The 12,703-nt window shown below is 50.0% G+C and carries 8 protein-coding genes; 2 read left to right on the forward strand and 6 right to left on the reverse strand.

Annotated features, from left to right (window positions below; all coding sequences use genetic code 11):
• Both AACZ40_RS23675 and AACZ40_RS23680 read left to right on the forward strand, forming a co-directional pair.
• A partial coding sequence (locus AACZ40_RS23675; protein WP_339676096.1) for a hypothetical protein occupies positions 1-201 on the forward strand: 201 nt, incomplete at its 5' end.
• A gap of 338 nt (positions 202-539) precedes the next feature.
• Complete coding sequence (locus AACZ40_RS23680; protein ID WP_339676098.1) at positions 540-1,031, forward strand: hypothetical protein; 492 nt, start codon at positions 540-542, stop codon at positions 1,029-1,031.
• A 1,816-nt stretch (positions 1,032-2,847) separates the two neighbouring features.
• On the opposite strand, the gene AACZ40_RS23685 is transcribed toward AACZ40_RS23680, so the two are convergent.
• From AACZ40_RS23685 to AACZ40_RS23710, 6 genes are all read right to left on the reverse strand, one after another.
• Positions 2,848-3,801, reverse strand: coding sequence for a cation diffusion facilitator family transporter (locus AACZ40_RS23685; RefSeq protein ID WP_291167503.1), 954 nt, complete (start codon positions 3,799-3,801; stop codon positions 2,848-2,850).
• Between the two features lie 459 nt (positions 3,802-4,260).
• Positions 4,261-4,800: a thioredoxin domain-containing protein gene (locus AACZ40_RS23690; protein ID WP_291167502.1), complete on the reverse strand. Its 540-nt coding sequence runs from the start codon at positions 4,798-4,800 to the stop codon at positions 4,261-4,263.
• The gene (locus tag AACZ40_RS23695) at positions 4,754-5,161 is read right to left on the reverse strand and encodes a hypothetical protein (protein WP_291167501.1); all 408 of its coding nucleotides are present in this window, start codon (positions 5,159-5,161) and stop codon (positions 4,754-4,756) included. Before AACZ40_RS23695 ends, AACZ40_RS23690 begins: the two co-directional genes overlap by 47 nt.
• Before the next feature lie 34 nt (positions 5,162-5,195).
• Positions 5,196-8,390, reverse strand: coding sequence for a CusA/CzcA family heavy metal efflux RND transporter (locus AACZ40_RS23700; RefSeq protein WP_291167499.1), 3,195 nt, complete (start codon positions 8,388-8,390; stop codon positions 5,196-5,198).
• A gap of 21 nt (positions 8,391-8,411) precedes the next feature.
• Positions 8,412-10,055 carry an efflux RND transporter periplasmic adaptor subunit gene (locus AACZ40_RS23705; protein WP_291167497.1) on the reverse strand — a complete coding sequence of 548 codons (1,644 nt, stop codon included), beginning with the start codon at positions 10,053-10,055 and terminating at the stop codon, positions 8,412-8,414.
• Positions 10,056-10,925: 870 nt separating this feature from the next.
• Positions 10,926-12,434: a TolC family protein gene (locus AACZ40_RS23710; protein ID WP_339676101.1), complete on the reverse strand. Its 1,509-nt coding sequence runs from the start codon at positions 12,432-12,434 to the stop codon at positions 10,926-10,928.
• Positions 12,435-12,703 lie beyond the last annotated feature (269 nt).

Consider the following 12,703-nt stretch of genomic DNA (forward strand, 5'->3'; position numbering starts at 1 on the left):
CGCAAGGGACGCGTCGTCTTCAGCCCGGAAATATATGACTCGATAATGGCGGAGGCTTATTTTCAACATACCGCTCGTAAACTTTCGATTTCCCTGGACGAAGTGGAAAAGCTCCCTGAAGACGAAGCGATCCGGCAAAGCCTGCGGATCATGGAATATATCATCAGTGAGCAGATCGATAAAGTACTCGCGATTCAATAATCCTTCAACGAGGGTGCTGCTGTTATCAGCGTTTGAGTTTCTGCGTTTTTTCCGTACCAGCTTCGACTGTTCTTCATTCAGGATCTGTCAACAGGACGTGATGTTTATCCCGACTTTCACCACATTTTTTTTAAGCGAGTTCTCGTGTCTGGAAACCGCCAAATCCTTTCGGCAATAAAATACAGGACACCCTAGCCGTCCGCTAGGACTGTTCCACGGCAGGACATCGATTTCGGGATGACATTGCCGTTTGAGGTCACGAACTGATCACGGCCAACCGGTAGCCGTTTGAAGAATTCAAAAAGTACTTTTTAAATATTCAATTTAGCCGATTATTCATGAGCTTTAATAACGTCTTTTACACCAAGTTCATTCACCAATCGCTATACAACCTCAATAAGCAGATCCCGCGGGTACCTGAGAAAGCGCTCACAACTGCCCATTATACACTTCAGCAAGACATGTATCCTGAGTCCGCGCTGATCAAAATTCAGGGAGACCTGCAGGAAGATCCACTTTCGGAGTTGGGAGAAGAGTATAGGTGCGTGAATTCCTCCCTCGAAGAAGAGTTTTGTGCCGCAACCCCTTCATTCTGGAGCCGCATTAAAGAGGACCATGCTCATTATTATTCGAAAGAGTCACTACTCTGGCTGGCTGGCGGCTTTGGTGTTGGCGCAATCATCGCCAATCTACTACCAGAAAAAGTATTACCTGATCTGGCGATGAAACGGGAAGCAACTGCGTCGCTTAATCCAGCACCCTTCTCGCCCTGTTTGAAAGTGGGGGAGGACGGGCTGGTTTTTGTATCTGCGAAATCGCTATTTCCATGATGGTGGACAACGAGCGGATTCCCACAGGACACAACTCATGGGAAATCATCATATTTCGTCAGTACTGATTCTGGCATTGGCAATGTTGCTGATTTTGCCGGAAGCATACTGGGTGAAATCGATAGTAAACCTTCGCCGGATGAGGTTCTGGAATAATCCACTCGAATGAGTATCTGTTCTCCAGGCTGGTCACCGGCTTTTGTAAATCATTTTAGCGTTGGCCAGAGTGGACTCAGAAGGATTTGAGAATCACGCATCAAAAACTAAAAGGGTGAAAACCGGCCATGTATTATTTTTTTAAGATTATCTTGACAGAGATACTGGTGGTCGCGTTATCAGAAATCTCCAAACGCAGTTCTCTTTTAGGCGGTGCCCTTGCCTCTCTGCCACTGGTTTCATTCCTGGGAAGATCTGGCTGTACATCGACAAGGAAGATACTGACAAAGTCTCTGAGCTAACCCGAAATATCTTCTGGCTGGTCCTGCCATCCCTCTCCTTCTTTTTGCTTCTGCCCTATCTGCTGAAGAAAGGCGTCGGCTTCAGTACGAGGTTCGGGATTTCGACGGTGGTGATGATTGGGCTCTACTTTGGTATAATGTTTTGCTTGGCAAAGTTTAATATGAATAGATAAACAGCCATAATGACGTATTACATATCCAAGTGCTTTACCCGGTTAAAAACCTATCGGTATCATCAATAAATGCAATCTGGAAACATTCTCTACCGGAACGTGATTGACTTATAAACCTCTTTCACTCACAATTGTTACCAGCCTAACGGTTAGTAGCTCCGTTCCTTTCGCATAGTTCCGGGGCAACGAGGCCCGCCCAGTAAGGAGCGCTTAATTTACTGGGTGGGTTTTTAGTTCACTTTGATTTTAAACCGTGCAGTATGTTACGGCAATTTCCTGCGAATTCTCGCGAATGGGGATAGTCAAATCCGTCCCGCCCCGCTTCATCCGGCTTGCTCAACTATTGACCGTAAGAAATACCTCACATATCCGACCTCTCCGACCTTGACTCGCTTCCATTCGTAATCATTTCGACGCGAGTCGTGCATTCTGAAGTTACTTCGGTATCTCATTGCCGGCTTTGTCAATCAGCCTCGGATCGTAGATCGAGGGACACCACATTGAATCGCGACATCGATATTTCCGGTGGATCAAGCGACTTCTTTCAGAATATGGCCATACGCGCATAGCTGCGAGTGCTTGTAGCCATGGGAGTAGATCACCAGTAAATCGTGGCGTGTGAGTGCCCAGAAATCACGCAAATATGACTGGAAGGTCTTAATAAAAAGCAGGGCTCGCATTTTATTCAAGATGTTTAGTCGTTGAAATAGTATGTTGAGCTTGACGATGCGATCGCAGATATCAGTGGTGAACTCGGGGATTTTAAGGGCTCTTAGGATGGTCAATCCTGAATTATGAAACCTCTCATCGTGGTGTAAGCAGTTCCACTTCGGACGAGAGAAAGGGCTTCTTTGAACACGATTCAATAGCCCCAGAAGAGTCAGTTTTCGATGTCCCAGCAACCACAGTACAGTTTGAGCGGTGTTTCTCCATCAACTTGTTCTTGAGAAAACTGGCTACAGCGTAGAAACTGATTTCGTGAATTTTCCGTCAATGGTGGTCTTTCTTTCCAGCCTTAGGAACTGCTAGATCCCGGCCATTTGCTGATGTTAACTCCAACGGTTATTGAAATAAGTTTATGGACTCCAATGCGACTTCGTTTCTTCTCTTTTGTCTCAGCCCTTTCGCGAGCCTCTTCAGTCTTATATATGCTATAAGGTGGGAACCTTATCGATTATCGACTGGTCAATGGTCGATGATAGTCGTCGTGTCTTGACTATGAGCACCAGAATCAAATAATTCGAACTCAAGCGTTGAGTGAGCAATACGAAAATCGTGAATAAGAGTGTTCTTGATTCTTGTTTTAATTGCTTCAAGCTCGACTGCACGTGCACGCTGAATAAGAATGTGGGCTTCTAATGATCGGTGCTGTTCATCTAATTCCCAAATGTGTACATGATGGATATCATCCACACCATTAATTTGCTTGAGTTGACCAATCATAGAATCAATGTCGAAGTCAACAGGTGCCCCTTCCATTAGAATTCGTATCGCTTTGGGCAGCATCGCGGCTACCTGCCAGAGTATATAAGTCGCAATCAGGAGAGTCAACAACGGATCAACCCACATCCAGTCGTACCAGATGACGACTGCCGCTCCTAAGAGTACTGCCACGGAACCTAAAGCGTCGACCAAATTATGAACGAATGCAGTGCGTGCGTTGAGCGACCCCTTGCTCATGGCCCAAAGAAGGAGAGCCGTTCCAATATCGACGACCAATGCTAAAACAGCTGCGGTGCCCATAAGCCAGCCGATGATTGTATTAGGCTCTATGAATCGAAGAATAGCTTCGTAGATCAAATAAAAGCCAATAATCGTTAACAATGTAAGATTGATGACTGCCCCAATCAGTTCAGCTCTTCGGTAACCGAAAGTGTAACGTTTATTAGCTTTCTTTCGCGAGATGCGACGCGCGATATAAGCGATCATTAGTGCATTGGCATCGTTAAAGTTATGAGCAGCATCTGATAATAGTGCGATACTGCCAGACTTAATACCAGCAATTACTTGTGCAATTGTCAGAATTTGGTTGAGAACAACTGCCCACACGAGACGCAGGTCGCTAACACTATGCAAGCCTTCTCCACGCGTCAAACCATGTGAATGAGAAGCACTATGTTCGTCACTTTTCGAACTCATCAGTTATCCCAATTCTTGATAATATTCTTGCAAAATAAGATCAACCAAAGCCAACTACGATTGCATGATTTGTGTTAGACAGTTCCAGCATCAGCAAAGCTCCTGATATCATTTGCGATGAACTATCGACGGCGGTACTCGGTTGAGCCCTGTCCCCCGGCGGATTGGACTACATTTAAGAGTCGCTATCGCGAAACGTTCTATCATATCACGATCCACAATAACGATGCTGATACAAAAGCCTGCCGCATGACCCTGAATGTTCAGACACATTCATTCGTCTGAACGACAACCGCCGAGTTCATGAAGTCGGAATTCTGATACGACTGGAACATCAGCCGAAAGCAGTCCTGTAACTTTTCAAAGATATCCAATATTAATAACAGTTAATGCATTATATTATAGACATAATTTAATGCAACGAGTCCTTTTCGCGTAAATATTTCTATCATTCCACTGTCATTCGGGAATTTCTTTTGACAAGATCGACGAAATAAATTCGGTCAACTGTGCTTCGCTTTGTTTGCCGAGTCGACGCTTGAAGACCATTCCCTGGTGAAACAGAAGGAATGCGGGAGGCGCATCAATTTCATATTTAGCAGCAGTGGCCGGGTTATCGTCGATGCGAATTCTGAGGATCTTCACGCGCCCCGCAAATTGCTCTGAGACCTGTTCCAGGATGGGGACCATCTCAACGCAGGGGCGGCACCAGGGAGCCCAGAACTCCACCAGCACTGGCTGGTCAGCCTTAAGGACCCTCTGTTGAAAATTCGAATCAGTAACCTCAGGCAAACTGGATAGTGAAAGATCTGAAGCTGCATTCTGACAGCCTGGGCTCAAAGCGCACAATAGCAGTGCAACAGCACAAAACGGAACAGGTAACCCACCTGTGATGTAGTGGGTTACCCGACTGCACCGCTGAAGCGCTTTCGCGTTCGTCTGCGGGCGGATCTCATTTCTCCGTACGAGCAGGCGGCTTTTTTCCGAACTTAACTTCATATTGGGCAATGAATTTTTCTTCCAGTTCTGGATGATGGATGAAACACTGCGAATCGGGACGTTTATGCTCTTCACACCAATCCCCCTTCTTCTGGAAATCAGCGGCGAGTTTGGTATTACACTGGGCGCAGATTTCTTCGGGAATGCCGTGCTCAGCACACCAGAAACCGTGCAGGTTATGCCCCTCTTCTCCGTGTTCGTGTTCATGATCGTGCCCTTCTTCGTCATGCTCATGATGTTCTTCTTCGGCCTTGGCCACGGGAGCGGCTTCCTCTCCACTTTTCGCACACCCCGTGATCACCAGAAGTCCACACACAATCGCTGGGATTGCCAGACACCGAGTCCATGATACGTCAGTCATTTTTTCTCCTTTGATGGTACATTGACCAGTAAAATTAAACCGAAGCCGTTTCCGGCACTTGCCTGGAATCCGGATTGTTCGGTTGCGTTGGTTCTGTAGTATTGTCATCGTCTCCCTCATCCTCGTTGCGACTGCCGGGCAGATTGAAGACCACGTACAGCACACGTAAAACGAGCAGACTCATAATCGTGGCACTGCAGACGCCACCAATCACGACCGTGGCCAGGGGCCGTTGCACTTCTGCTCCCATACCGGTATTGAAGGCCATGGGGAAGAAGCCGAGGCTGGCCACCAGCGTAGTCATCAGGATCGGGCGCAGACGGGTCATGGCTGCCTCCTCGACAGCTTCATTGAGCGAACTGCCTCTGCGACGCAGTCGACGGATGGTTGAGACCAGAAGCATGTCATCCAGTACCGCGACACCGGAGAGGGCGATGAAACCCACGGCCGCGGAAATCGAAAACGGCATGTCTCTTATCCAGAGAGCGAAGATCCCCCCGATCCAGGCGAACGGTACGCCGGTAAAGACGCGAATCGAATCGATAAAGTTATTGTAAGTCATGTACAGCAGACCGAAGATCAACAACATCGCGACCGGCACCACAATCATCAGGCGGGCCTGAGCACGCTGCAGGTTCTCGAACTGCCCCCCCCATTCGATGTGGTAACGTCCGGCAGGCAAGGTAATCTGCTCATCGACTTTGTGTTGTGCTTCCGCGACAAAGCTCCCCATGTCGCGACCGCGGACATTCGCCTCAATCGTAATTCGCCTCTGATACCATTCCCGCTTGATGGTATTCGGGCCTTCTACGATCTCAATGTGAGCAAGTCGCGACAGGGGAATCTGCTCTCCCTGAGGAGTGGCTACCAGGATCGATCCGATAGCGTCGGGGTCGGTCCGTGCCTGCTCGGGAAGCCGGATGATCAGCGGGAATCTCAGTTGTCCTTCATAGACCTCTCCTACATGCTTGCTGCCCAGTGATTCCACCAGGTCGAGTACGGTCCGTGCCGGAATGCCATAACGGGCGATTTCATCCTGGTCGATGTTAATTTCCAGCACTGGCTGACCAGTGACCTGTTCCACTTTTACGTCGGCAGCCCCCTCGATTGATTTGAGCACCTGCTCAATTTCAGAGGCTTTGGAGACCATCAGATCCAGGTCGTCTCCGTAGAGAATCGCAGCCACGTCTGAACGGACCCCAGAGATCATTTCATTCATCCGCATTTCGATGGGCTGGGTCATCGCCAGACGCGGGCCAGGCAGATCGTGGAGTTCTTCCTGAATCTGAACCGTCAGTTCTTCCTGCGTGTCGGCACGCGTCCACTCGCTCCGGGGACGCAGCGTGACAAACAGGTCGGTCAGTTCCGTCCCCATGGGGTCGGTGGCAACTTCCGCCATCCCGACGCGACTCCAGACGTGCACGATCTCGTCTGGAAACTTCTCCAGCAGAACTTTCTCCATCCGGGTGTTATAGCGGATCGTTTCTTCCAGATCGGTCCCCGCCAGGCGTACCACATTGATCACGACTGCCCCTTCCGAGAGACGCGGCACAAATTCCGTTCCCAGGTTGGGGGCAATCAGGCCAAAGGCCACAAACAGAATTGAGAGCGCAAAACCGATCACCGCTGCTTTGTGGTGCATGGTGAACCGCAGCACTGGTGCATACAGCCATTTCAGCACCCGGATCAGCAGTGGTTCTTTGTCCTTGAGATTTTTCGGGAGGAATAGGCTGGCGAGCACAGGCATCAACGTCAGTGAGAGCACCATTGACCCCGCCAGGGCCATTATGACTGTCAGTGCCATGGGACGGAACAGTTTGCCCTCGACGCCTTCCAGCGTCAGGATTGGCAGGTAGACGATCATGATAATCAGCTCGCCAAACATGGTCGGTTTGCGGACTTCAATGGCAGCATCGCGGATAATCTCCAGTCGACTGCGACCATCGGCGCCGTGTGCCAGACAGCGGACACAGTTTTCAATCATCACCACGGAACTGTCTACAACCAGACCGAAGTCAATTGCACCCAGGCTGAGCAGGCTCGCTGCGATGCCGAACTTCAACATACCCGAAAAGGCAAACAGCATCGAAAGAGGAATTGCCAGGGCCACAATCAGACCGGCTCGCAGGTTCCCCAGAAATATAAACAGCACCGCAACTACGAGCAGACCTCCTTCGAACAGGTTCTTCTGCACGGTGTCTATCACGTGGTCCACCAGTTCGGTACGGTCGTAGACAGTCTGAATTTCCACGCCCGCGGGCAGTGTCTCCCGGATTTCTTCCAGTCTGGTTTTCAGAGCGTGAGTTACCTCATGGCTGTTTTCCCCCATCAACATGAAACCGAGTCCCAATACTGCTTCTCCCCGGCCATTGGCGGTCACCGTTCCACGACGAATTTCATGCCCTATCTGCACATCCGCCACATCTTTGACCCGAATTGGAACTCCGTCACGAGACGTGATGACCACATTTTCAATCTGTTCCAGATTGACGGTCCGTCCCACCCCATGGACCAGCAGCATCTGGCTGCGATCGGTAATCGTCCCTCCGCCGACATTCTGGTTGTTTTCGCGGAGGGCCTGGGCCACCTGGTCAAAGGTCAGTTCGTGTTTGATGATCTGATCCGGATCGAGGCGTACCTGGTACTGCTTCTCATAGCCCCCCCAACTGTTGACCTCGGCAACTCCCGGCACGGAACGCAACTGAGGTTTTACGACCCAGTCATGTAGCGTTCGCAGTTCGGTCAGACGTTTGACCCGTTCTTCGTCCGGAAGCCGGGAAAAATCGACTCCTTCGTAGGTCAGAACATAGTGGAAGACTTCTCCCAGACCGGTCGAAACCGGTCCCATCTGCGGTCGCTGGATTCCTTCTGGAAGCTGAACTGTACTCAGCCGCTCACTGATCAGCTGCCGCGCAAAATAGATGTCCACGCCGTCTTCAAAGATCACGACCAATTGTGATAAACCAAATTTCGAAATGGAACGCAAATCCTGTAGACCTGGCAGACCGCTGATTGCCTGTTCGACCGGGAAAGTAATCTGCCGTTCGACCTCATCGGGCGAAAGCGCCGGTGCCACCGTATTGATCTGAATCAGCACCGGCGTCGTGTCGGGAAACGCATCGATGTCGAGGTGTCTCAGTGAGATCACCCCGACGCCTGCAAAAACCACGGTACACAAAATGACCAGGGCACGGTGGCGCAGTGAAAAATCAATCAGCCAGTTGAGCATAATACTTTGATTCCCTTCTATTTATTCAGCGCAACAGCCTGCTCCGAGGCTGTTCTTGAGAAGTTGTGCCCGCAAAACGTCGCTCCCCTGGGTCACGACGACTTCATCAGGAAGTAAGCCGGCGATGATTTCCACGCGATTGCCGTTAACGAATCCGGTACGAACGTTTCGCAGCTGAAAGACTTTGGGGCTCTCCGGGCTGTCGAAGTAATGCTTATTTCGAACAAAGACCACCTGACAACATCCCTCCCAGTGCACTGCACTCCGGGGAATCACGACCGCCTGTTTTTCCTGTCTCAGAATGATCCGGCCCGCGCCAAAAGTCTCATCGCGAAGCTGCCCTTCCGCATTATCGATTTCCGCCCTGACCTTTACCATCCGCGTCTGTTTATCAGCGGCAGTACTGATCCAGCTCAAGTTCCCGGTAACTTCCTTACGGCTTCCATTGGGTTGAAATCGGACCTGCTGTCCGACCTGGATCAAAGATGCCTCTTCCAGAGGAACATTGAGTATCAGCCACATCCAACTGGGATCAGCCACTTCAAACAGGGTCCGCTCCGGAGTGACGACCTCACTGGAAACGACATTCCGCTCCGTAATCACACCGTTCATTGAGCTGCGAACCGGGATCAGGTTGGCTGAGGCGGTCTGTGATCGAAACTGCTCTGCCAGTTCGTTGGGAAAACCCAGGAAACGCAGGCGGTCGATCATGGCCTGCTTGCTGAGATTTGCAATCGAAGAAACGTCCACCGACAACCCCAGATTAGCCAGAGCCTGTTCGACGCTTAGAACTTCGGCCTCTTCCTTTGCCAGAATAGACTCTGCTTCCAGGATGTCCTTGCCTGCAATGGCTCCTTTTAGTCCATTCAAACGTTCAAAGTTTTTGCGTGCCAGTTTTTCAGCGACTATCGCTTTTACCAGATCCGTTTTGAGAAGTCCTACTTCCGCCGCATCAACCACCGCCAGGATTTCTCCTTCCTCAACCTGATCTCCCACATTTTTCAGTACCCGCCAGGCTGTACCCGGCACGCGTGAAGAAAGATTGGCCAGGCGTGTCGGGTCATAACGGATTTCTCCTGTTCCCGATACCCACTCTGTTACAGATTCCTGGTCGACCAGTTCTACATCAACGCCAGCCTGTTGAACCGCCTCGTTGGAAGCAAACTGGATTCGCTTCTGATACACCTTGCAGGCGGCATTGTTATCTGGTCGCTCCCGCAGTGCGAGAGCCCTATCGGCTTGTTGCATTGTTGCCTCAGTAATCACCGGTGTCTTTTTCAGTTCAGCGACATCGGGATGGTGCAACGGGCAGTTGTTGACACCATGCTCGGTACACCAGCCATAATCGGGGCTGGCAGGCATCAGGTCAGGGTTACAGATCACACACTTGGATTCGGGAACCCCGTGCTCTTCACACCAGTCCTTGACTACCAGCTTCGCCTGTCCCGTTAATTCTGCAAACGTCGGGATTTTCCAATGGTGGGTATGTCCGTAGTAACCGATGGCGACTAATACAGACATGACAATGATGGTGGGTAACCCATCCAGAAACCAGCGTCCGAGCTTCCAGACCAGTCCGTGGGGACGTTGATCAGTTGGAGCTGGAGTGTCGGGAGAAGACGTATCTGGATTAACAGAGGGTCGGCCTATAACAGATTGACTCATGAGATGTCCTTTCTTGCTCAATATGTTGAGAAGCAGGAGCCTGATAAAACGGTTTTTAAGCGATTGGAAACAGACACGGAAGTCAAGAAATCACCGCAAATTCAGCCGGAATGACGGACGATCAAAATCGACGGACTCCGGATAATCTACGATGCTCGTGTCGGACGCTTTAGAGCAGATAGGCGGCAGAAAGATGACAGATTTCCCGCCCAGAAGAGAGCGGCGGGAAGTGACAGCCTCGATTAGCAGTGTGCCTCAGACAGACGAGCCTGAATGACATGTGGGCAATGTCATTGAGGTCGACGATGAGAAATTCAGAGAAAGAGCCAGCATCGATCAGGCTGGGACAGTCAACCACAGTAGCGATCACGGCGCCCCCGCAAAAACAATTCGGCTGATTACCGTCCTGAGGGCACTTCGGTTGGACTGGTCTTTGTTCCTGGTTCTCAGAATACTGATCCTGTTCTTCAGAATCTCTGTGATGGCAACAGGTTGCACTTGCAGTTTCCTGAACGGATACCGATTCAGTCAGCGCAGCAGCACAAGATCCCAGACATATGTCCCTACATGGAAGATAGGGACATATAATCGCCAGGAAGGTCATTAAAATATTGATGGTGTGCTGCATGTACATATTAAACCCTGTTTGCCTAACTTATTCTAAGTATAGACTGGGTTGAACAGGAGATCAATGCCATAACTGACGAATCGCCTTGAGGCAAGAATCCCCCCTGTTCCACCTATCACGTTGAATACTCCCCTAATTTGCGTTTCCAGTTGGTTGATCGGAACTTATTCTGTGTCTGAATCTCACCGGATATTTCAGGAGTTGCTGAACTTCAATGATGACTTCAACTAATTCGAATGGTCCTAGAGTGCTGCGGGAGCAAAGTTACTCAGATTCGCGTTGCTTTGTTTCTGCAGTTGCTGCTGGACAGCTCGCAATCTTCCACCGCCGCCGGATTCCTGAATTGCCGTTCCGATCGTCGCCGGGTTCAGGCCTCCGGTCATCTGCAGACCGGAAATTTCGACGGACAATCGATGTGCCCTGTTCAAAGCACCAATGTACTCCAGATTCGACTGGAAGTTGTTCTGCTGTGCATTGAGCACGGCTAGAAAACTGAATTGTCCTTTCTCATAGCCTTTGATCATCAGTTCCAGCGCTTCCCTGAGTTCGGGCAGCACTTCTTTTCGCATCTGTTCTGCCTGGTTCCGAGCCGACATGTAATCTCGATATGAGGAGATCAACTGATCGCGCAGTACTAGTCGCACCCGTTCCAACTCGCGTTCGGATCGGTTCACTTCGGAAACCGCATTATAGATGCCCCCTTGATTACGATTGAAGAGAGGAAGTGGAAGTGCTATCAGGGTATTAAATGTCGCGTAGTCTCCGATCGAATTGTAATCAGTAACAAATTGTAAAGTCACATCTGGAACAGGGACAGCTTCAGCACTGGCAAGCTGTCCGCGGGCGACACCGATTTGGCTTTCCGCCGTGAGCAACTGAGGACTTTCGGACAATAGACGCTGCCATTCCGACTCCAGATCAAATTCCGGTAAATCTTCCTCCGGTTGCATGAGCTGACTGACTGGTAATTCCGGACAGCCCACGATTACAGCGAGCTTCTGCCAGGCAGATTCGAAATCAGTATGCGCATTCGTCAGCGATGCACGAACAGTGGCGTTTTGCGCTTTCGCCTGTAACATATCCGTCCTCGGGACCTGCTCAGCCATATAGAGTCGCTCAGCGGCATCCAGTGTCTGCTGAGAGAGTTGGGCGATTTCTTTCACCAGTTTTAATTGTTCCTGCGCTCCCAGCACAGCATAGTAGCGCAACCTGACATCATTGATGACGCGCATCTGCTGAGCATCAAGCTGCAGTTGTGAAGTTTGGATACCGTAAGTTTCTGTTGCCCGGGCTTTATCCAATTTCCCTGCTGTAATAAATGTCTGCTGCACAAGAATACCATTTGATTGCGTATCACCATTACTGCTCGCTGTGGAGTTGACATACCCTACGGTTGGGTTTGGATAGAGGCCTGCCTGGGTCCAGTTCCCCCGTTCTTTTTCGATCTCCGCTCGTTGCAGAGCCATGGTGGGATTGTTCGATAGTGCTATCTGTTCAAGTTCCTCCAACGTCATCGTCTGGCTGGTTGGTGTTAATGGATTTTCCGAAGAATCTGTTTCTGGTACGTTCGGGCCTCCTGCCGGTGGTACAGGTGGTGGGATTTTACCTTCAAAAACTTCATGGTATGATGTTAAAGTCAATTTTTCTCTCGATTCGGCATGTGTCGTTTCTGCAAAATTATTGACTTCGACTTCAGAAGTAGATTCAGCTATCTGTGCAGCCTGTGACTGGCTGTCCTTGATGCCAACCATCTGCCTGTCTTCCTTTATTGAGCCAGCCTGATGGGCAGTCATCTGTCCACGATCTGAGGCACAGGAAGTTAAAAGTAGAGTGGGAATCAGGATCAGTCGAAATGATCTAACTGAATGTGATCCAAAGCTACTGAGTTTAATTAACTTTTCCGGCATTCCATGCATCACAGTTCTCCTGAACCTGATAATTCTAATCTCATAATCCATCCCAACGTATAATTTTGAGATGTTCTCGTTGGCCGATTCTCGAGCCCTCTCTTTGTAAGAGA

The organism is uncultured Gimesia sp. (assembly GCF_963972345.1).
Lineage (GTDB): Bacteria > Planctomycetota > Planctomycetia > Planctomycetales > Planctomycetaceae > Gimesia.

Bases quoted from the DNA above. Each gene is read 5' to 3' on its own strand.
- AACZ40_RS23680 (WP_339676098.1), top strand. From the start codon at position 540: ATGAGCTTTAATAACGTCTTTTACACCAAGTTCATTCACCAATCGCTA.
- AACZ40_RS23685 (WP_291167503.1), bottom strand. From the start codon at position 3,801: ATGAGTTCGAAAAGTGACGAACATAGTGCTTCTCATTCACATGGTTTG.
- AACZ40_RS23690 (WP_291167502.1), bottom strand. From the start codon at position 4,800: ATGAAGTTAAGTTCGGAAAAAAGCCGCCTGCTCGTACGGAGAAATGAG.
- AACZ40_RS23695 (WP_291167501.1), bottom strand. From the start codon at position 5,161: ATGACTGACGTATCATGGACTCGGTGTCTGGCAATCCCAGCGATTGTG.
- AACZ40_RS23700 (WP_291167499.1), bottom strand. From the start codon at position 8,390: ATGCTCAACTGGCTGATTGATTTTTCACTGCGCCACCGTGCCCTGGTC.
- AACZ40_RS23705 (WP_291167497.1), bottom strand. From the start codon at position 10,055: ATGAGTCAATCTGTTATAGGCCGACCCTCTGTTAATCCAGATACGTCT.
- AACZ40_RS23710 (WP_339676101.1), bottom strand. From the start codon at position 12,434: ATGGTTGGCATCAAGGACAGCCAGTCACAGGCTGCACAGATAGCTGAA.